Below are 21,902 nucleotides of genomic sequence, written 5' to 3' on the forward strand. Positions count from 1 at the left end.
TATCAAGTTGCAGGAAAGCGGCAAACCAGCGATAACTCAGTCAGTAAGCGGCTTAAACTATAAGATGCCTAACTAGTTGGAATATTTATTAATTAATAATATTTACCTATGCAGATAATATTATATTAATAGTGAGTCATTTATTTATAACTAAATATGCTTTCACTAAAATCAACAATATCAATAAGAAATAAAAAGCCAGTTCAATAATAACATTTACAACACGAATATTTCACACAACCCTCTTCAATAACCTCCATCAAATATGTGGGAATCATCCTACAACAATCTCACTCCCTGTCTTATATTCGCCTCAAAACTAACTCTATATGATTACTTTTATCTTAGAACTGTTCCCTCTAAAGATAATGTAAAATAATAGTTAATTAAGTTCATTTAAATTGTTATATCCCAAAAGTAATTATTAGCCTTATTGAATTAACATTAAAAATACAAAATAAAAACAATATTTATTAACTGTCTCTACATTAATACCAATTCCATATAGAGCGCTGTTCCTATATGAGTTTTTGCTATATCAACACTGGACATAAATTTACATGAAAATACATTCTTTAGTCTTAATAATTGCTCCGGTGAGCTTGCTGTTAGCTCACCCTATATATGCTGCTGATGTTGATGCTGGCACGACGAATATAACCAGCGGCCAATATTATAGTGGTTTCAGTATCTCACATACTGTCGATACTCTGTCAGGTGGTGAAATTGACTACATGATGAATGATGCCAAAATTACTGATATGTCAGGCGGTTATATTGACAGAGTTTATGGTGGTTCAATCACCACTCTTTCAGGAGGAGGACTTGGTTTCATCACTGATGGGGTAAAAATTGCGGATATGTCGGGCGGGACAATAGGTGACATGCTGGGTGGAACAATCACTTCACTGTCAGCGGGAGATGTTGGCTCGATGTCCGCTGACTCTCAAATTACGACAATGTCAGGGGGAACATTAGGCCCCATGTATGGTAATGCCCAAATCACCACGGTGACTGGGGGTGATATTGATAGAATGTATGGCAATGCTTATATAAATGATATGTCAGGGGCGACAGTCGGCCCGATGTATGGCAAAGCTACCATCACTAATATGCTTAATAGTTCAGTTGACTATATGTATGGCACCGCCAAAATCACTAATATGTCCGATAGTGGGATTGGTCGTATGTATAATAACTCTCAAGTTATTAATATGTTATCGGGCTCAATAGATAGCATGTATGGTAATTCTAGTGTCACAGATATGTCTGGCGGAACTATTGGCTCCGTATATGCTGATGCGCAAGTCGTCACTATGTCTGAAGGCCAAATTAACAAAGTCTATGATAATGCTAAAATAACTGATTTGACCGGTGGAAATATTGGCTCAGTATATGGTGATGCATTAATTCTTAATATGACCGGCGCTGGAATTGATTCATTATTAGGTAATGCAAAGATAATGGATATGTCAGGTGGGTATGTTCATGACGCACTCGAAAATGCCCAAATAAACTTTACCGGTAGTGCAGGCAGTAACACTGGCGGTACTTTAACGGGCAATATTGCTAATACCACTAATCTGACTCTGGCTAATAATGGTTTTATGACCATCGCAACCGGGAATGATATTTTTAGTGGTCGCCTGAAAATGCAAGGTGGCACCGCCAAATTGGATGCCAGTAAGTTCGCAACCAACAGTCTGTTCGATATAACCAGTGGCGCAAATAATACGCTCTGGGCTGTGGCTGACAATAGCGGGGTCAACGTGAACTTGGCTTCCGGATTAACTGGCACTATCAATACCGATGCGGGCGTCACACTTGGCGTGAATAAACTGAATGGCGACAGCACGACAGTCTTTAATAAAACAGGTACCGGGACTGTGCTGATGACTGCCGCAAATAACTACAGCAGCTCTACTATCCTGAGTGAAGGGACGTTAAAAGCAGGGGGAAATAATTTCTTCAGTGCTTATTCTGACTATATTTCTCGTGCTGGCACTACGTTAGATTTAGGCGGTTACCATCAAACTCTGCAATCTTTAGATAATGCTGGTGTCGTTAACTTTGGTGGAACGGGAGGAAATTCATTAACGATTACTGGTGATTACACCGGTAATAATGGTTTGCTTAATATGAATTCAGTTCTGGGTGATGACAGCTCAGTGACTGACAAGCTTAATATCGGCGGCAATAGCTCAGGCACCACCTATGTGCAGGTAAATAACCTAGGGGGGAGCGGCGCGCAAACTCTTAATGGTATTGAGTTAATCAATGTTGCCGGGAATTCAACCGGGGAATTTATCCAGAGCGGACGTATTGTTGCGGGTGCTTTTGATTACTTTTTGGCGCGCGGCGCCAACACTCAAGCCAGTAATTGGTATCTGACCAGCGCGGTTCCACTGGTGGCTCCGGCACCTATTCCTGAACCAGAGCCGGAAGAAGAGCCAGATGCAATACCAGCTGTGATACCTATGCCCGCAGATCCATCAGTGCCAGCGGATCAGTCAATCATGATTGAACGCCCTGAAGCCAGTTCTTACAGTGCTAACCTGGCTGCGGCCAATAATATGTTTGTCACTCGTTTGCATGATCGTTTGGGAGAGACTCAGTATATCGATGCTCTGACTGGCGAACAGAAAGTCACCAGTATGTGGCTGCGCAATGAAGGTGGGCATAACCGCTCGCGTGATACTCAAGATCAGTTAAGCACGCTAGCTAACCGCTATGTGCTGCAACTGGGCGGCGATATAGCACAGTGGAGTAATAATGGCCTGGATCGCTTCCATTTGGGCGTCATGGCTGGCTACGGTAGCAGCAAGAGCAAAACTGAGTCGCGCCTGTCTGGTTATAGTGCCCGTGCCTCTGTCGACGGCTACAGCACCGGTTTATATGGTACTTGGTATGCCAATGATGCCGATAAATCCGGTTTGTATATTGATAGCTGGGCACAGTACAGCTGGTTCAACAACAGTGTTGATGGTCAGTTCCTGAATACCGAAGAGTACAAATCCAAAGGGGTTACCGCTTCGGTAGAAACTGGCTACACCTTTAAAGTGGGTGAAAATGCCGCGAAGAGTGCCAGCTACTTTATCCAACCTAAAGCCCAAGCCACCTGGATGGGGGTTAAAGCTGATGATCATAAAGAGGCTAATGGTACTAATGTGTCTAGTGAGGGGAATGGTAATATCCAGACCCGCCTGGGAGTGAAAGCCTTTATGAAAGGGTATAGCGAGCAGGATAAAGACAAAAATCGCGCATTCCAGCCATTTGTTGAAGCAAACTGGATCCACAATACTAAAGACTTCGGTACCACAATGGATGGTATGACAGTCAAACAAGACGGTGCCGCCAACATCGGTGAGTTGAAACTGGGTGTAGAAGGCCAGATAAGCAAGAAAGTAAATGTTTGGGGTAATGTTGGCCAGCAAGTGGGCAATAAAGGCTACAGCGATACATCAGTGATGTTAGGGGTGAAATACAACTTCTGATCTGGTTTAAGCTGGTATCACTGGGATAAAAACAACCAAAAGACACCCTTAGGTGTCTTTTGTCATATTATCAATATCGTCATTGTCGCTATTAAATTTTACAGCAGCCCAGCAACTTTCTCACTGATTTCCGGTCCCCACACCCCACATTGCACTTGGCCAATATGTTGTTTTTGCAGCAGTAACATCACTAAGCGCGATTGACCGATGCCACCACCAATGGTTTGCGGCATTTCGCCACTCAGCAGAGATTGATGCCATTCCAGTTTCAGACGATCTTCATCAGCAGTCAGAGCCAATTGGCGTTTCAGGGCTTCAGCATCCACACGAATCCCCATGGATGAAATTTCAAAAGCGTCTTCCAGAACCGGGTTCCAAACAATAATGTCGCCGTTCAGCCCAGCAAAACCTTCCGCACTCGGAGAGGTCCAGTCATCATAATCTGGCGCACGAACATCATGAGATTTACCATCAGCTAATTTACCGCCAATACCAATCAAGAACACCGCGCCTAGCTCTTTGGCAATCGCACGTTCACGACCTTTAGCATCCAAATCAGGGAAACGAGCGCGCAGACTTTCACTGTGAATAAACTGAATATGGTCTGGCAAGAAAGGTTTCACACCAAATTCAGCACTGATTGCCGCTTCAGTTTCTTTAATTGCTGCATAAATCTTGTTAACTGTGGATTTCAGGTAAGCCAGGTTGCGTTCGCCATCACCCATTACACGTTCCCAATCCCACTGATCTACATACACGGAATGAATGGCACTCAGGCGATCTTCATCTGGACGTAATGCTTTCATGTGGGTGTAAATCCCTTGGTCAGCCCCAAAGTCAAAGCGGCCTAAGGTTTTACGTTTCCATTTAGCTAATGAATGAACAACTTCAAAAGTTGCGTCTGGCAAAGTTTTTACTTTGACCTGCACCGCTTTCTCGGAACCAGAAAGGTTATCTTGAGTACCATCACCAACACGGCTCAGGATCGGAGCCTGCACTTCAATCAGACCCAGTTGCTGTTCTAATTGGCGGGAAAAGAATGATTTTACGAAGCTGATTTGTTGCTGTTTTTCGATAAATTGTTTTTTCATTGCCGTTTTCTCAATTTGTTATTGTGTTGTGCAAATAGTCGTTATGCCGTTGGGCTTGTCATCGATTAAGCAACAGAATGAGGGTTAAATTCAATATCCAATAAACAATATTGCCATTTCAATTTTAATCATTCATTTTTATGGGGCTATAATTAGATAATCGATAAAAAAAGGGGGTTAATATGAGTGAAATTTATCAAATCGATAATCTCGATCGCGGCATCCTTAACGCATTAATGGAAAATGCACGCACTCCTTATGCTGAATTGGCGAAAAACTTTGGAGTCAGCCCGGGGACGATTCATGTGCGAGTCGAGAAAATGCGCCAGGCTGGGATCATCACGGCGGCTTGTGTTCACGTGAATCCAAAACAACTGGGTTATGACGTGTGCTGTTTTATCGGCATTATTTTGAAAAGCGCCAAAGATTACCCTTCAGCATTGAAAAAACTAGAGAGTTTAGAAGAAGTTGTAGAAGCCTATTACACAACTGGGCATTACAGCATCTTTATTAAGGTCATGTGTAAATCAATAGATGCGCTCCAACAGGTACTTATCAACAAGATCCAGACAATTGATGAGATACAGTCAACAGAGACACTCATTTCCTTGCAGAACCCCATTATGCGTACCATCGTGCCATGACCGCTAAATAACTATACCCACATTATCCACAGGTAGATCCCAGCTGATTCACAGCGTACAATACCGGTTCATTACTTCGGTTGGGTTCTTTATGGCTGACATTACCTTGATCAGTGGCAGTACACTTGGCAGTGCTGAATATGTTGCTGAACATTTAGCTGAGAAATTAGAAGAAGCAGGTTTCTCCACAGAAACACTGCATGGCCCAGAGCTAGACGAGCTCACGCCGGAAGGTATGTGGTTAATCATTACCTCCACGCATGGCGCAGGTGATCTACCCGATAACCTACAACCATTATTAGACCAAATAGAAGAACAGCAGCCGGATCTCTCCCAAGTCCGTTTTGGGGCAGTGGGTTTGGGCAGCTCTGAATATGACACTTTCTGCGGTGCAGTAAGAAAACTGGATCAACAGTTGATAGCGTTGGGAGCCAAACGTCTGGGTGATATTTTAGAAATAGACGTCATCCAACATGAAATTCCCGAAGATCCGGCCGAGGTTTGGGTTAAAAATTGGATTAATTTGCTCTAATTTGCTTAAAGATCACGCGAACGAATGTGGATAAGTAGGCTTAAAAGCAGGGTAAAAGCGGTACATATCCACATAACAACCTTGGTGTCTTAAAGTACCTGTGCATAACATGCCATTTAGATCCCAGCTTATACGCAATAGGATCACCGATCATTCACAGCAAACGATCCTCCTTAATCTCATGATCTTTAATGTGAATAATCACTTATCCACAGAGGATCATGATCCTAATAAGAGATCTAATAAAGAGATCTTTAAATAAAAAGATCTTCTTTTAATTAAGGGCGATCCTAAGCTGCTTGGTCGATCGTCTAAACTTGAGTAGAATCCCCCACCCCAGGGCAAACACAGAAATTCGCATAACGGCGAGGTGCAGTACCATGTTTTATCCAGATCAATTTGACGTCATCATCATTGGTGGTGGCCATGCCGGCACGGAAGCTGCAATGGCAGCGGCACGCATGGGACGTCAGACCTTATTGCTGACGCACAATATCGACACACTGGGACAAATGTCTTGTAACCCAGCGATTGGCGGTATCGGTAAGGGGCATCTGGTAAAAGAGATCGATGCTCTCGGTGGCTTAATGGCGATGGCAACTGACCAAGCCGGTATTCAGTTTAGGATACTAAACGCCAGCAAAGGGCCAGCGGTAAGAGCGACCAGAGCTCAGGCAGACCGCGTCTTGTATCGCCAGGCAGTACGTACCGCATTGGAGAATCAACCTAACTTGATGATCTTCCAACAACCTGTTGAAGATCTCATCGTTGAAAATGATCATGTGGTCGGCGCTGTGACCAAAATGGGTCTGAAATTCCGTGCTAAAGCCGTGGTACTCACCGTCGGTACCTTCCTGGATGGAAAAATTCATATCGGCCTTGAGAACTACAGTGGTGGTCGCGCTGGTGATCCACCATCAATCTCATTGTCGCAACGCCTGCGTGAACTGCCGCTGCGCGTCAATCGCCTTAAAACCGGTACACCACCTCGTATCGATGCACGCACCATAGATTTTAGCCAATTGGCCCCTCAGTTAGGTGATACCCCAATCCCGGTATTCTCCTTCCTTGGCAATGCCGAGCAGCACCCTGAGCAAATGGCGTGTCATATCACATACACCAATGAGAAAACGCATGAAGTGATCCGCAATAACTTGGATCGCAGCCCGATGTATGCGGGGATCATCGAAGGGATCGGGCCACGTTACTGCCCATCGATCGAAGATAAAGTCATGCGTTTTGCTGATCGCAATTCACATCAGATCTTCCTTGAACCGGAAGGTTTGACCAGCAATGAGATCTATCCGAACGGTATCTCTACCAGTCTGCCTTTCGACGTACAGATGCAAATAGTCCGTTCAATGAAAGGGCTCGAAAACGCACGTATTATTCGACCTGGTTATGCCATCGAGTATGATTTCTTTGATCCGCGTGATTTGAAACCTACGCTGGAAAGCAAATATATCCACGGTTTGTTCTTTGCTGGGCAAATCAATGGCACCACCGGATATGAAGAAGCTGCGGCCCAAGGGCTGCTTGCAGGCCTCAATGCGGGGCGTTTCGCTAATGATGATGATGGGTGGTCACCTCGTCGTGATGAAGCTTACCTTGGCGTGCTGGTGGACGATTTAAGCACCTTGGGCACCAAAGAACCCTATCGTATGTTTACCTCACGAGCTGAATATCGTTTGATGCTACGTGAAGATAACGCCGATCTGCGTCTGACCGAAATGGGCCGCAAATTAGGATTAGTCGATGATGTTCGTTGGGAACACTTCAGCAAGAAAATCGAGCTGATTGAGAAAGAACGCCAGCGCCTGCGTGATATCTGGGTGCATCCTCATTCTGAGAATGTTTCCGAAATCAATGCGTTGCTCAAAGCCCCATTATCGAAAGAAGCCAATGGTGAAGAGCTGCTGCGCCGCCCTGAAATCGATTATCGTTTGTTGACAACCTTACCCTCTTTTGGTCCGGCATTAACAGACCCACAAGCTGCTGATCAGGTTGAAATTCAGGTGAAATATGAAGGGTATATTGCTCGGCAGCAAGAAGAGATCGAAAAGCAGCTGCGCAATGAAAATACCTTACTGCCTGCTGATCTTGATTACCGCCAAGTCTCTGGTTTATCAAACGAAGTGATCGCTAAATTGAATGATCATAAACCTAACTCGATCGGGCAAGCTTCACGTATTTCAGGTATCACACCAGCGGCGATCTCTATTTTACTGGTTTGGTTGAAAAAACAAGGATTGCTGCGCCGCAGCGCCTAACGACCTAATAATTGCCTGTGTAGCTCAAAGCTAAGCAGGCAATTTTGCTTTGTATTCAAGCTATAACTAAACATTAAGCTAGATTATCGTATTCGTATATCGGCCTTTTACATGCTGACAGAACATATCTCTGTCAGAGGATAATTGTGGTGTTAAAAAAATTAGATTCCCTGCTGAGTGCAGCAGATATTGCGCTGCCCGATCAGCAAAAACATCAGTTGATAGGCTATGTAGAGCTGCTGCATAAGTGGAATAAAGCTTATAACCTGACTTCTGTCCGTGACCCAATGCAAATGCTGGTTCGGCACATTCTGGACAGCATTGTGGTAAACCCACATTTGCAAGGTAGCCGGTTTATCGATGTCGGCACTGGTCCGGGGCTTCCTGGGATACCCTTGGCCATAGTGCGTCCCGATGCACATTTCACCTTGCTTGATAGCTTGGGTAAACGTGTTCGCTTCCTGCGTCAGGTTCAGCATGAATTAGGTCTAAATAATATCGAACCAGTTCAAAGCCGTGTTGAGGACTTTGTCGCAGAACCCCCATTTGATGGGGTTATAAGCCGTGCATTTGCATCCTTACAAGATATGCTGTCTTGGTGCCACCACTTACCAGCTAAGCCTGAAGGGCGTTTTTATGCGCTTAAAGGGGTTAGGCCGGATGATGAATTAGCTATACTGCCTGCGGGTATTACTCTTGAGTCGGTTATTCGACTGCAAGTTCCTGAGTTGGATGGTGAGCGTCATCTGGTTATTCTTAAGTCAAACTAACTTTGTTATTTATCAAAAAAATGTAATAAATTCTTAGTCGAGACGCCGAGTTTTATTACATTTAGTGTTTTTAATATTGGTGGGTATTTATTCGCTGATTATCGTATGCGTAGATAATATTTCACCTATTGTTTACAAAAACAGCGGTAGTTAGTGACATAACAATATTGAAAGGGACCAAATAGTCACTTTGGTCATTATTATCTCATCGACATCACTCTTTTTATGTATCCGAACTGTTGCCAAATTATTATCTGAAATGTCAATGGGAAGTTTTTACTAAGTAGATGAGTTGTTTGATAATAGTTTTAATTTTAAAATTATGATTTGTAAAAGTTTTAATGGCTCTTTTCGTTAAAGACAAAGCGAAGTCTTATGGGATATAAATCAGTTTGTTTTTAGTTATGTGATCGGTTCCACGCTTTATTGATAATGTTTGGAATCGTCAGACAATTAAATAAGGGCTTTATTCCGAGGCTTTTCTTGTGAAAATAGCTCGAAAGTAGAAAATTTAAATAATTGTTCACCTTTTCGCTACTTATCGATTGAATTCGTTTGAGTGGCCCGTATAATTTGCTCGTTTTTTGCTGCTTGACTCAATGGGGTAAAAGGCAGTTTTATACCTCACTCAGCATACCCTTAGTGTGGTTCGGAGAGAACAAACGTCATGCCTGTATCCCTTTACAGTGGGAAAATTGCACGAAAGTTGCTGTTGTTGCAGTTAATGACTTTTGTTGTTCTCAGTGCTGCTTTTGGTTTTAAAAGCCTGGAATGGAGTGCTTCTGCTTTGGCAGGAGGATTGGCAGCCTGGTTGCCCAGTGCCATGTTTATGTTGTTCGCTTGCCGCCATCAGGCAAAAACAGCTGCTCCAGGTCGTGTTGCGTGGTCGTTTGCCATTGGCGAAGGGTTAAAAGTTATCGTGACGATAATTTTGCTGATTGTTGCACTAGGGCTGTTTAAAGCTGCGTTTGCGCCACTCGGTTTAACCTACTTATCGGTGCTGATTGTGCAGATATTGGCACCGGCCGTGATGAGCGGCTACCGTACTTAACAGTTATCGTATTTAACTACAAAAGGGTAAGAGGCATCATGTCTGCATCAGGAGAAATCTCTACTCCAAGGGACTACATAGGTCACCACCTGAATAACCTTCAGTTGGACCTGCGTACCTTTGAGTTGGTCAATCCCCACTCACCTGGCCCTGCGACGTTCTGGACGTTGAACATTGACTCTCTGTTCTTCTCTGTCGTGCTGGGGTTAGCTTTTCTGCTTGTGTTCCGCAAAGTTGCAGCAAACGCCACCAGTGGTGTGCCCGGCAAATTGCAGACTGCCGTTGAGTTAATTATCGGTTTTGTCGATGGCAGTGTACGGGATATGTACCACGGCAAAAGTAAAGTCATCGCACCATTGGCCCTGACCGTGTTTGTTTGGGTTCTATTGATGAACATGATGGACTTGCTGCCAATCGATTTACTGCCTTACATCGGTGAACATGTCTTTGGGTTACCAGCACTACGTGTGGTACCAACTGCTGACGTGAGCATTACCTTGTCCATGGCATTGGGTGTCTTCATCCTGATCCTGTTCTATAGCATTAAAATGAAAGGTGTAGGCGGCTTCGTAAAAGAATTAACGATGCAGCCGTTCAATCACCCGATATTCATTCCAGTTAACTTAATTCTGGAAGGTGTCAGCCTGCTGTCCAAACCGGTTTCACTCGGTCTGCGACTGTTCGGCAACATGTATGCGGGTGAGTTGATCTTCATCCTTATTGCGGGTCTGTTGCCGTGGTGGTCACAGTGGATGCTCAGTTTACCTTGGGCTATCTTCCACATACTGATTATTACGTTACAAGCCTTTATCTTCATGGTTCTGACGATTGTCTATCTGTCGATGGCATCCGAAGAGCACTGATTTTCTTATAACACTACTGCGTTTTAACTGAAATAAACTGGAGACTGTCATGGAAAACCTGAATATGGATCTGCTGTACATGGCTGCCGCTATAATGATGGGTTTAGCGGCAATCGGTGCTGCGATCGGTATCGGCATCCTGGGTGGTAAATTTTTGGAAGGCGCTGCACGTCAGCCTGACCTGATTCCTCTGCTTCGTACACAGTTCTTTATCGTCATGGGTCTGGTTGACGCCATCCCAATGATCGCTGTTGGTCTGGGTCTGTACGTGATGTTTGCTGTCGCGTAAGTAGAGTTTTCTCTACTGTGAACTACACCAAACTATTAACTTTTAAAGAGGCATTGTGCTGTGAATCTTAACGCAACAATCCTCGGCCAGGCCATCGCGTTTGTCCTGTTTGTCCTGTTTTGTATGAAGTATGTATGGCCGCCAATTATGGCAGCCATCGAGAAGCGTCAAAAAGAAATTGCTGACGGTCTCTCTTCTGCAGAGCGTGCCAAAAAAGATTTGGACTTAGCGCAAGCCAATGCGACCGACCAACTGAAGAAGGCCAAAGCAGAAGCACAGGTGATCATTGAGCAGGCAAGTAAACGCAAAGCTCAGATCATCGATGAAGCTAAAGCTGAAGCTGAACAGGAACGTAACAAAATCGTGGCGCAAGCGCAGGCAGAGATCGACGCCGAACGTAAGCGTGCTCGTGAAGAGTTGCGTAAGCAAGTCGCGATGTTGGCTATAGCTGGCGCCGAGAAGATCATCGAACGTTCCGTGGATGAAGCTGCTAACAGCGACATCGTTGATAAACTGGTCGCTGAACTGTAAGGAGGGAGGGGCTGATGTCTGAATTTGTAACTGTAGCTCGCCCCTACGCCAAAGCAGCTTTTGACTTTGCTGTTGAGCACCAGGCGGTTGATCGTTGGCAGGATATGCTGGCGTTTACTGCCCAAGTGACTTGCAATGAACAAATCGCTGAATTGCTTTCCGGTGCTGTTGCGCCAGAAACAATGTCTAAGACGTTTATTGCAGTCTGTGGTGATCAGCTCGATGAACCCGCACAGAACTTCATTCGAGTTATGGCGGAGAATGGCCGTTTACTGGTTCTTCCTGAGGTGTTGCAGCAGTTTATTCAACTGCGTGCCTCACTGGAGTCTACCGTCGACGTTGAAGTGTCCTCAGCGAGAGCACTTAACGACGAACAGCTGGCTAAAATTGCCGCTGCGATGGAAAAACGTCTGTCACGCAAAGTTAAGCTGAATTGCAAAATTGATAAGTCTGTAATGGCCGGCGTAGTAATACGTGCAGGCGATATGGTGATAGATGGCAGCGTTCGCGGTCGTCTTGAACGCCTGGCAGACGTCTTGCAGTCTTAAGGGGACTGGAGCATATGCAACTGAATTCCACCGAAATCAGCGAACTGATCAAGCAGCGCATTGCTCAGTTCAATGTAGTGAGCGAAGCTCACAATGAAGGTACTATTGTTTCCGTTAGTGACGGGATCATTCGTGTACACGGTCTGGCCGACGTTATGCAAGGCGAGATGATCGCACTGCCTGGCAACCGTTACGCAATCGCACTGAACCTGGAGCGCGACTCCGTTGGTGCAGTAGTTATGGGTCCGTACGCCGATCTTGCCGAAGGCATGAAGGTTAAATGTACTGGCCGTATCCTGGAAGTTCCTGTCGGTCGTGGCCTGCTAGGTCGCGTCGTCAATACTCTGGGTGAACCTGTTGATGGTAAAGGTCCGGTAGAAAATGACGGCTTCTCAGCTGTTGAAGCTATCGCACCTGGCGTAATCGAACGTCAATCCGTTGATGAACCCGTTCAGACAGGCTATAAGTCTGTCGATGCCATGATTCCAATCGGTCGTGGTCAGCGTGAATTGATCATCGGTGACCGTCAGACAGGTAAAACTGCTCTGGCGATTGATGCGATCATCAATCAGCGCGATTCAGGCATCAAATGTGTGTATGTTGCTATCGGCCAGAAAGCCTCTACTGTTGCAAACGTAGTGCGTAAACTGGAAGAACATGGCGCATTGGCTAACACCATCGTGGTTGTGGCTACTGCATCTGAATCTGCAGCATTGCAATACCTGGCACCTTACTCCGGTTGTGCCATGGGTGAATATTTCCGCGACCGCGGTGAAGATGCTCTGATTATTTATGATGACCTGTCTAAACAGGCTGTTGCATATCGTCAAATCTCCTTGCTGCTCCGTCGTCCACCAGGTCGTGAAGCATATCCTGGCGACGTATTCTACCTCCACTCCCGTTTGCTGGAGCGTGCTGCGCGTGTTAACGCGGATTACGTTGAAGCCTTTACCAAGGGTGAAGTGAAAGGTAAAACCGGTTCTTTGACCGCATTGCCAATCATTGAAACCCAAGCAGGGGACGTTTCCGCGTTCGTTCCGACCAACGTAATTTCTATTACCGATGGTCAGATCTTCCTGGAATCCAGCCTGTTTAACGCCGGTATTCGTCCTGCGGTTAACCCAGGTATCTCCGTATCCCGTGTGGGTGGTGCAGCGCAGACCAAGATCATGAAAAAACTGTCCGGTGGTATCCGTACCGCTCTGGCACAGTATCGTGAACTTGCTGCGTTCTCCCAGTTCGCATCCGATTTGGATGATGCAACACGTAAACAGCTGAGCCATGGTCAGAAAGTGACCGAGCTTCTGAAACAGAAACAATACGCACCGATGTCTGTTGCGCAGCAATCTCTGGTTCTGTTCGCAGCTGAACGTGGTTATCTGGGTGATATCGAGTTGGCGAAGGTAGGTAGCTTTGAAGCCGCACTGTTAGCATTTGCTGACCGTGAGCATGCCGAGCTTCTGCAACAAATCAACCAAACTGGCGCGTATAACGATGAGATCGAGGCCAAGCTGAAAGGCATCCTCGATACATTCAAGGCAACCCAGTCCTGGTAACGCTATACGGTCCTGCTTTTCATTAGGAAAGCAGGCCGTCTGGCAATGAGGAGAAGCAGAAATGGCCGGCGCAAAAGAGATACGTTCCAAGATCGCCAGCGTGCAAAACACGCAAAAGATCACCAAAGCCATGGAGATGGTCGCCGCCTCCAAAATGCGTAAATCGCAGGAACGCATGGCGGCCAGCCGTCCTTATGCAGAAACAATGCGTAGTGTGATTGGTCACCTTGCGCTAGGTAATCTGGAATATAAACATCCGTACCTGGAAGAGCGCGACGTTAAGCGTGTTGGGTATCTGGTGGTTTCTACAGACCGTGGCTTGTGTGGTGGTTTGAACATTAACCTGTTCAAAAAACTGTTAGCTGAGATGAAAGGTTGGTCTGAAAAAGGCGTTGAATGCGATTTAGCGCTGATTGGATCAAAAGCAGCATCTTTCTTTGGTTCCGTGGGCGGCAAGATTGTTGCTCAGGTTACTGGCATGGGGGATAACCCTTCTCTGTCAGAACTTATCGGTCCAGTAAAAGTGATGTTGCAAGCCTACGATGAAGGTCGTCTGGATAAACTGTATATCGTGAATAACAAGTTTATCAATACGATGTCTCAGGAACCACGGATCATGCAGCTGTTACCTCTTCCGCCAGCGGAAGATGGTGAGCTGAAGAAGAAATCCTGGGATTACCTGTATGAACCCGATCCAAAAGCATTGCTGGATACTCTCCTGCGTCGCTATGTGGAATCGCAAGTTTATCAGGGCGTCGTTGAAAACCTGGCCAGCGAACAGGCCGCGCGAATGGTAGCGATGAAAGCCGCCACCGATAACGGCGGTAGCCTGATCAAAGAGCTGCAGTTGGTTTACAACAAAGCTCGTCAGGCCAGCATCACTCAGGAACTCACCGAGATCGTCGGGGGAGCCTCCGCGGTTTAACCAGGCTATTACCCTAAGTAGTTCATATTGCTGGCAGGCGGCTAACGCGCCAGTAATTTGAAATATGACGGGTAAACGTATTACGTAGAGGATTCAAGATGGCTACTGGAAAGATTATCCAGGTAATCGGCGCCGTAGTGGACGTCGAATTCCCCCAAGACGCTGTACCAAAAGTGTACAACGCCCTTGAGGTTGAAGGCACGGCTGAGAAGCTAGTGCTGGAAGTTCAGCAACAGCTGGGCGGTGGTGTTGTTCGTTGTATCGCAATGGGCTCTTCCGATGGTTTGAGCCGTGGGTTGAAAGTTATCAACCTGGAACACCCAATTGAAGTGCCGGTTGGTAAAGCAACTCTGGGCCGTATCATGAACGTATTGGGTGACCCAATCGACATGAAAGGTCCTATCGGTGAAGAAGAGCGTTGGGCAATCCACCGCGAAGCGCCTTCTTACGAAGAGCTTGCCAGCTCGCAAGATCTGTTAGAAACCGGTATCAAGGTAATGGATCTGATTTGTCCGTTCGCTAAGGGCGGTAAAGTCGGTCTGTTCGGTGGTGCTGGTGTGGGTAAAACGGTAAACATGATGGAGCTGATCCGTAACATCGCGATCGAGCACTCAGGTTATTCCGTATTTGCTGGTGTAGGTGAACGTACTCGTGAGGGTAACGACTTCTACCACGAGATGACTGACTCCAACGTTCTGGACAAAGTTTCCTTGGTTTATGGCCAGATGAATGAGCCACCAGGTAACCGTCTGCGCGTTGCACTGACCGGTCTGACCATGGCGGAGAAATTCCGTGATGAAGGTCGTGACGTATTGCTGTTCATCGATAACATCTATCGTTATACCTTGGCCGGTACGGAAGTATCCGCACTGCTGGGTCGTATGCCATCTGCGGTAGGCTATCAGCCAACGCTGGCAGAAGAGATGGGTGTGTTGCAGGAACGTATTACTTCCACCAAGACGGGCTCAATCACCTCTGTTCAGGCCGTTTACGTGCCTGCGGATGACTTGACTGACCCATCACCAGCAACCACCTTTGCTCACTTGGATGCAACCGTCGTTCTGAGTCGTCAAATCGCCTCTCTGGGTATCTACCCGGCGGTTGACCCACTTGACTCCACCAGCCGTCAGCTCGATCCACTGGTTGTTGGTCAGGAGCACTACGATGTAGCGCGTGGCGTGCAGTCTATTCTGCAACGTTACCAGGAACTGAAAGATATTATCGCGATCTTGGGTATGGACGAGTTGTCAGAAGATGACAAACTGGTTGTATCCCGTGCGCGTAAGATCCAGCGCTTCCTGTCTCAACCGTTCTTCGTGGCAGAAGTCTTTACCGGTTCACCGGGCAAGTTCGTATCGCTGAAAGACACCATTCGTGGTTTCAAAGGCATCATGAACGGCGACTATGACCACCTGCCGGAACAGGCGTTCTACATGGTTGGCACCATTGAAGAAGCAGTGGAAAAAGCCAAGAAACTGTAACGCTGTTGACTGGAGGGTGACATGGCTGCAATGACTTACCATCTGGATGTTGTGAGCGCAGAGAAGAAGATGTTCTCAGGCGTGGTACAAAAAATTCAGGTGACGGGTAGTGAAGGTGAACTGGGGATTTTCCCTGGTCACGCCCCACTGCTCACTGCCATTAAGCCTGGCATGATACGTATCGTTAAGCAGTTCGGTGAGGAAGAGTTCATTTATCTTTCTGGCGGCATCCTTGAGGTGCAACCGAGCGTTGTGATCGTATTGGCTGACACTGCTATTCGTGGACAAGATCTGGACGAAGCTAGAGCGCTGGAATCTAAGCGTAAAGCAGAAGCTCATATCAACAGTTCCCACGGCGATGTCGACTATGCTCAGGCATCCGCTGAATTGGCGAAGGCGATTGCGAAACTACGCGTAATCGAGCTGACCAGGAAAGCGATGTAATTTTATATTTAATGGGTTATTAATTCATTGATTTATAAAGTTATCATATAAAGAACGATAGAATGCCAATTGGTGAAAACTGATTGGCATTTTTTTTATCCCCAGTTGGTGAATACTTAATCCTTTGCAATATCAGTCTCCCACCCACCTCTTCTGCATTTAATTAAGCCTAAGCTAAACTAATAACGTTTCTTTCTGAAAACTCTTGTTTCTTGTCGTAAAATAAGTGGTTAATAACTCGCATGAGTGATTGAATTTCGGCAAAAACAGCTCAGAAAACGTCGCCGATCGCAGACACTTTTCGCTACATTTTTTTGTTACATGGCACATAGCTACAACCCTTTAACCACGCGGGTTGAGTACGTTTTTCGTTGAGAAATATGTAGTAATTATTTCGCTAAACAGGTTTACTTCCGTCTATTAATTTGGAGTTATCAGGTTGCTTATGTCTAACAGCTCAATGAGTGTAGTCATCCTTGCCGCAGGTAAGGGGACTCGTATGTATTCCGACCTTCCTAAGGTGTTACACCCATTGGCAGGTAAGCCGATGGTTCAGCATGTTATTGATGCGGCCATGAAGTTGGGTGCACAACATGTTCATCTGGTTTATGGGCACGGTGGCGAGTTGTTGAAAAAAACACTGACCGACCCGGCGTTGAATTGGGTATTACAGTCAGAACAGTTAGGTACTGGGCACGCGATGCAGCAAGCGGCACCGCATTTTGCTGATGATGAAGACGTCCTGATGCTCTACGGCGATGTGCCTTTGATCTCCGTTGATACTCTGCAACGATTGTTAGCCGCAAAACCACAAGGCGGTATCGGACTGTTGACGGTAAAACTGGATAACCCAAGTGGTTATGGTCGTATTGTGCGCGAGAACGGCGATGTGGTCGGGATTGTTGAGCATAAAGACGCCAGCGATGCACAGCGTGAAATTAATGAAATCAACACCGGGATTCTGGTGGCGAATGGTCGTGATTTAAAGCGCTGGCTATCATTGCTGAATAACAACAATGCGCAGGGCGAGTTTTATATCACTGATATTATTGCATTGGCTCATGCTGATGGTAAGAAGATTGCTGCGGTACACCCCACTCGTCTGAGTGAAGTTGAAGGGGTCAATAATCGCCTGCAATTAGCGACCCTTGAGCGGGTATATCAATCCGAGCAAGCAGAGAAGCTGCTATTGGCTGGGGTGATGTTACTGGATCCGGCGCGTTTTGATTTGCGCGGAGAATTAACACATGGTCGCGATATCACTATCGATACCAATGTCATCATTGAAGGTCATGTGACTTTAGGCGATCGGGTCCGTATTGGTACCGGATGCGTGCTTAAAAACTGTGTGATTGGCGATGATTCAGAAATCAGCCCCTATACTGTGTTGGAAGATTCTCGCTTGGATGCTGGCTGTACTGTTGGGCCATTTGCCCGCTTGCGCCCGGGTGCCGAGTTAGCAGAAGGTGCACATGTCGGTAACTTTGTTGAGATCAAGAAATCCCGCTTGGGCAAAGGATCTAAAGCTGGCCATCTCTCCTATTTAGGTGATGCTGAAATTGGTTCTGGCGTAAATATTGGCGCAGGAACTATAACTTGCAACTATGATGGAGCTAATAAGTTTAAAACTATAATTGGCGATGATGTCTTTGTCGGGTCCGATACTCAGCTTGTTGCTCCCGTCACTGTCGCTAATGGCGCCACTATCGCTGCAGGTACTACTGTGACACGTGATATCGCCGAAAATGAATTAGTACTCAGCCGTATCAAGCAAGTTCATATTCAGGGGTGGCAACGTCCGGTGAAGAAAAAATAATCTATCCCCGTCATCTTTCAAGATACTGGGTTGTTGGCTGCCATCAGTCACCCAAGACATTGAGTGTCTCAACGTCTTGGGTTTATTCAGTCGCCGCCGAGCGGTAACTTGAGTTTTACCGGGTATATTTAAGATTATAAATTGATTAAAAAACAGCTCTTCAATGCGATTTATTATGCTTTGAAGGGATGTTTTGCCCTGTGTTTTTGGCTTATTCATCTCTGCCGAGAATACAGAACAAAACATAATAATCCCCAACTCTACAGGCTCGGGGAACCCGGAAAATCCGGATCAATCAGGTCACTGACATCGACAAGGTTCTTAAAGAACCTTACATAGGAATAAAACAGATGTGTGGAATTGTTGGCGCAGTAGCGCAACGTGATATCGCTGAGATTCTGATCGAAGGTTTACGTCGTCTGGAATACCGTGGCTATGACTCTGCTGGTTTGGCCGTCGTTGATGCTGAAGGCCATTTGACGCGCTTGCGTCGGTTGGGCAAGGTACAAGAACTGTCGGATGCTGCTGAAAAGCAAGATCTGCACGGTGGTACCGGCATTGCGCACACCCGCTGGGCCACTCATGGTGCGCCATCTGAGGCGAATGCTCACCCGCATGTTTCTGATTATATCTCCGTGGTTCATAACGGCATTATCGAAAATCACGAACCTTTGCGTGAGTTACTGGCGAGCCGTGGCTATAGCTTCAGCTCTGAAACTGATACTGAAGTTATCGCTCACCTGGTCCATTGGGAACAGCAACAAGGCGGTTCTTTGTTGGAAGTGGTGAAGCGTGTTATCCCACAACTGCGTGGCGCATACGGCACTGTGGTGATGGATAGCCGTGACCCAAGCCGCTTGGTTGCCGCTCGTTCAGGTAGCCCATTGGTTATCGGTTGTGGCATTGGTGAAAACTTTATCGCCTCTGACCAGCTTGCTCTGTTACCTGTTACCCGCCGTTTCATTTTCCTTGAAGAAGGTGATGTGGTTGAAGTGACTCGCCACAGCGTCAGTATTTTTGACAAACAAGGCAATGCCATTGAGCGTCCGGAAACTGAATCTCAGTTGCAGTACGATGCGGGCGACAAAGGTGTTTATCGCCACTACATGCAAAAAGAGATTTATGAGCAGCCAACAGCAATTAAAAATACGTTGGAAGGCCGCTTAAATCACGGAAAAATTGACTTGTCTGAGCTAGGCCCGAACGCTGATGCTTTGCTGGCTGATGTCCAACATATTCAAATCATAGCCTGTGGTACTTCTTACAACTCGGGCATGGTTTCACGTTATTGGTTTGAAGCTCTGGCTGGCGTGCCTTGTGATGTTGAAATTGCCTCTGAATTCCGTTATCGCAAACCTGCGGTGCGCCCGAATAGTCTGTTAATCACGTTGTCACAATCGGGTGAAACGGCCGATACCTTGGCGGCTTTGCGCTTGTCGAAAGAGCTGGGCTATTTAGGCTCACTGGCAATTTGTAACGTTGCAGGTTCATCATTGGTTCGTGAATCAGATTTGGCTCTGATGACCAAAGCCGGGACTGAGATTGGCGTTGCCTCAACCAAAGCTTTTACCACTCAATTGACCGTATTATTGATGTTGGTCGGCCGTATTGGTTTACTGAAAGGCATTAAGGACGGCTTGAAGCTGGAACAAGAAATTGTTGAAGCATTGCAATCCTTACCTGTCCATATTGAGCAAATGTTGTCGCTGGATAAAACCATTGAAGCCTTAGCCGAAGGTTTCTCTGATAAGCACAATGCATTGTTCCTGGGTCGCGGTGATCAATACCCGATCGCAATGGAAGGCGCACTGAAGCTGAAGGAGATTTCTTATATTCATGCTGAAGCTTACGCTGCCGGTGAGTTGAAACACGGCCCATTAGCTTTGATTGATGCCAATATGCCCGTTATCGTGGTGGCACCTAACAATGAATTATTGGAAAAACTGAAATCCAACATTGAAGAGGTTCGCGCTCGCGGTGGCTTGCTGTATGTGTTTGCTGATGCAGATGCCGGTTTTACCAACAGCGAAGGGGTTAAGATTGTGCCATTGCCTCATGTTGAAGAGATTATTGCGCCAATTTTCTACACCGTGCCGCTACAGCTACTGGCTTACCATGTTGCGCTGATTAAAGGTACTGATGTGGATAAACCACGCAACCTGGCGAAATCGGTAACGGTTGAATAACGCATAACCAGTATCCCATGAATAAAAGCCGGCATTTGTCGGCTTTTTTGTCTTTCGCCACTCAGTAATAAATTGTCACTTTCGATGAAAAAATAATCAGGTATTTTGCTGCCTTATAAATGATAAAATGAACTTATTCATGAATTAAAGATAAAAAATAACGACTAAGTTTTTGATAATTAATGTTTTTATGGCCGCCCTAATTCCTTGTCATATAACTGTAATATTACGTACATTTTTCTGTCATTAAACTGTCCTATTTTCCCTCCTGCACCATACTTAATCTGATGAAAACAATTTAGAGTTAATTCTAATATCCCATTAGGAGGGATTATGAAACTGATGCGTACCACCGTAGCCAGCATTGTGGCAGCGACTTTATCTATGACCACTGTGTCCGCGTTCGCTGCTGCAAGCCTGACAGGTGCAGGTGCGACATTCCCCGCGCCGGTGTATGCCAAGTGGGCAGATTCTTATCAGAAAGAAACAGGTAACAAAGTTAACTATCAGGGGATCGGTTCTTCAGGTGGCGTGAAACAAATCATTGCCAATACTGTTGATTTCGGTGCTTCTGATGCGCCATTAGCAGATGACAAATTGGCTGCTGAAGGTTTGTTCCAATTCCCAACAGTGATTGGCGGTGTGGTGCTAGCCGTGAATATCCCTGGCATTAAGTCCGGTGAGCTAACATTAGATGGTAAAACACTGGGTGATATCTACCTGGGCAATGTGAAAAAGTGGAATGACCCGGCGATTGTGAAGCTGAATCCGGGCGTTAAACTACCTGATCAAAATATTGCTGTCGTACGTCGTGCTGATGGTTCCGGTACTTCATTCGTGTTCACCAGCTATCTGGCTAAAGTGAATGCAGACTGGAAAGAAAAAGTGGGCGCGGGCTCTACTGTTAACTGGCCAACAGGTTTGGGCGGTAAAGGTAACGATGGTATTGCCGCATTCGTTCAACGTCTGCCAGGTGCTATTGGCTACGTAGAATATGCCTATGCCAAACAGAATAATCTGGCTTACACCAAACTGATTTCTGCTGATGGGAAACCAGTGAGCCCGACTGAGCACAGCTTTAGCTCTGCGGCAAAAGGTGTAGACTGGAGCAAAACATTCGCTCAAGATTTGACCAATCAAAAAGGTGATGATGTATGGCCAATTACATCAACAACGTTCATTTTGATGCACAAAGAGCAGAAAAATCCTGCTAGCGGCACTGAAGTGCTGAAGTTCTTTGATTGGGCCTATAAAAACGGCGCTAAACAAGCTAACGCACTGGATTACGCAACATTACCAGATGAAGTTGTAGAGCAAGTGCGTGCAGCCTGGAAAACTCAGATTAAAGACAGCAGCGGTAAGCCACTGTTCTGATTGAATACAGTTTGCGTTCGATGCTTTTGCTCCAATA

18 protein-coding genes are annotated in these 21,902 nt (G+C 46.1%); 17 read left to right on the top strand and 1 reads right to left on the bottom strand.

Annotated features, from left to right (window positions below; all coding sequences use genetic code 11):
• Nucleotides 1-560 precede the first annotated feature (560 nt).
• A complete protein-coding gene (locus FTA96_RS02020) occupies nucleotides 561-3,494 on the top strand; it encodes an autotransporter outer membrane beta-barrel domain-containing protein (RefSeq protein WP_235897410.1) in 2,934 nt (977 codons plus the stop codon).
• A 98-nt stretch (nucleotides 3,495-3,592) separates the two neighbouring features.
• Here FTA96_RS02020 and asnA read toward each other — a convergent pair whose 3' ends face one another.
• A complete protein-coding gene (asnA, locus tag FTA96_RS02025) occupies nucleotides 3,593-4,585 on the bottom strand; it encodes an aspartate--ammonia ligase (protein WP_050109310.1) in 993 nt (330 codons plus the stop codon).
• Between the two features lie 182 nt (nucleotides 4,586-4,767).
• Between asnA and asnC the strand changes: the two genes are divergently transcribed.
• The 16 genes from asnC to pstS all read left to right on the top strand — a co-directional run bounded on the left by asnC (nucleotide 4,768) and on the right by pstS (nucleotide 21,865).
• Complete coding sequence (asnC, locus tag FTA96_RS02030) at nucleotides 4,768-5,229, top strand: transcriptional regulator AsnC (protein WP_005161192.1); 462 nt, start codon at nucleotides 4,768-4,770, stop codon at nucleotides 5,227-5,229.
• 91 nt (nucleotides 5,230-5,320) lie between these two features.
• The gene (gene mioC / locus FTA96_RS02035; protein ID WP_050109309.1) at nucleotides 5,321-5,761 is read left to right on the top strand and encodes an FMN-binding protein MioC; all 441 of its coding nucleotides are present in this window, start codon (nucleotides 5,321-5,323) and stop codon (nucleotides 5,759-5,761) included.
• 380 nt (nucleotides 5,762-6,141) lie between these two features.
• Nucleotides 6,142-8,031 carry a tRNA uridine-5-carboxymethylaminomethyl(34) synthesis enzyme MnmG gene (gene mnmG / locus FTA96_RS02045; protein WP_050109308.1) on the top strand — a complete coding sequence of 630 codons (1,890 nt, stop codon included), beginning with the start codon at nucleotides 6,142-6,144 and terminating at the stop codon, nucleotides 8,029-8,031.
• Nucleotides 8,032-8,180: 149 nt separating this feature from the next.
• Nucleotides 8,181-8,801, top strand: a complete 621-nt coding sequence (gene rsmG, locus FTA96_RS02050; RefSeq protein WP_050123856.1) for a 16S rRNA (guanine(527)-N(7))-methyltransferase RsmG — start codon at nucleotides 8,181-8,183, stop codon at nucleotides 8,799-8,801.
• Nucleotides 8,802-9,468: 667 nt separating this feature from the next.
• Nucleotides 9,469-9,852 carry a F0F1 ATP synthase subunit I gene (gene atpI / locus FTA96_RS02055; protein ID WP_050109306.1) on the top strand — a complete coding sequence of 128 codons (384 nt, stop codon included), beginning with the start codon at nucleotides 9,469-9,471 and terminating at the stop codon, nucleotides 9,850-9,852.
• Nucleotides 9,853-9,890: 38 nt separating this feature from the next.
• Nucleotides 9,891-10,715 carry a F0F1 ATP synthase subunit A gene (atpB, locus tag FTA96_RS02060; RefSeq protein ID WP_050109305.1) on the top strand — a complete coding sequence of 275 codons (825 nt, stop codon included), beginning with the start codon at nucleotides 9,891-9,893 and terminating at the stop codon, nucleotides 10,713-10,715.
• Between the two features lie 49 nt (nucleotides 10,716-10,764).
• Complete coding sequence (atpE, locus tag FTA96_RS02065) at nucleotides 10,765-11,004, top strand: F0F1 ATP synthase subunit C (RefSeq protein WP_004393045.1); 240 nt, start codon at nucleotides 10,765-10,767, stop codon at nucleotides 11,002-11,004.
• A gap of 60 nt (nucleotides 11,005-11,064) precedes the next feature.
• Nucleotides 11,065-11,535 carry a F0F1 ATP synthase subunit B gene (atpF, locus tag FTA96_RS02070; protein WP_050109304.1) on the top strand — a complete coding sequence of 157 codons (471 nt, stop codon included), beginning with the start codon at nucleotides 11,065-11,067 and terminating at the stop codon, nucleotides 11,533-11,535.
• Between the two features lie 14 nt (nucleotides 11,536-11,549).
• Entirely contained in the window at nucleotides 11,550-12,083 is a 534-nt protein-coding gene (gene atpH, locus FTA96_RS02075) for a F0F1 ATP synthase subunit delta (protein ID WP_050109303.1), read from the top strand.
• Nucleotides 12,084-12,097: 14 nt separating this feature from the next.
• Nucleotides 12,098-13,639: a F0F1 ATP synthase subunit alpha gene (atpA, locus tag FTA96_RS02080; protein WP_005161175.1), complete on the top strand. Its 1,542-nt coding sequence runs from the start codon at nucleotides 12,098-12,100 to the stop codon at nucleotides 13,637-13,639.
• Between the two features lie 61 nt (nucleotides 13,640-13,700).
• The gene (gene atpG / locus FTA96_RS02085; protein WP_011817476.1) at nucleotides 13,701-14,564 is read left to right on the top strand and encodes a F0F1 ATP synthase subunit gamma; all 864 of its coding nucleotides are present in this window, start codon (nucleotides 13,701-13,703) and stop codon (nucleotides 14,562-14,564) included.
• Between the two features lie 98 nt (nucleotides 14,565-14,662).
• Nucleotides 14,663-16,045 carry a F0F1 ATP synthase subunit beta gene (gene atpD, locus FTA96_RS02090; RefSeq protein WP_050109302.1) on the top strand — a complete coding sequence of 461 codons (1,383 nt, stop codon included), beginning with the start codon at nucleotides 14,663-14,665 and terminating at the stop codon, nucleotides 16,043-16,045.
• 21 nt (nucleotides 16,046-16,066) lie between these two features.
• On the top strand, nucleotides 16,067-16,489 hold the full coding sequence (locus tag FTA96_RS02095; RefSeq protein WP_050109301.1) for a F0F1 ATP synthase subunit epsilon: 423 nt from the start codon (nucleotides 16,067-16,069) through the stop codon (nucleotides 16,487-16,489).
• A 445-nt stretch (nucleotides 16,490-16,934) separates the two neighbouring features.
• A complete protein-coding gene (gene glmU, locus FTA96_RS02100) occupies nucleotides 16,935-18,305 on the top strand; it encodes a bifunctional UDP-N-acetylglucosamine diphosphorylase/glucosamine-1-phosphate N-acetyltransferase GlmU (RefSeq protein WP_050145963.1) in 1,371 nt (456 codons plus the stop codon).
• Nucleotides 18,306-18,655: 350 nt separating this feature from the next.
• The gene (gene glmS, locus FTA96_RS02105; protein WP_050109299.1) at nucleotides 18,656-20,491 is read left to right on the top strand and encodes a glutamine--fructose-6-phosphate transaminase (isomerizing); all 1,836 of its coding nucleotides are present in this window, start codon (nucleotides 18,656-18,658) and stop codon (nucleotides 20,489-20,491) included.
• Nucleotides 20,492-20,824: 333 nt separating this feature from the next.
• Nucleotides 20,825-21,865, top strand: coding sequence for a phosphate ABC transporter substrate-binding protein PstS (pstS, locus tag FTA96_RS02110; protein WP_050109298.1), 1,041 nt, complete (start codon nucleotides 20,825-20,827; stop codon nucleotides 21,863-21,865).
• Nucleotides 21,866-21,902 lie beyond the last annotated feature (37 nt).

This window comes from Yersinia alsatica (assembly GCF_902170305.1).
Classification (GTDB): domain Bacteria; phylum Pseudomonadota; class Gammaproteobacteria; order Enterobacterales; family Enterobacteriaceae; genus Yersinia; species Yersinia alsatica.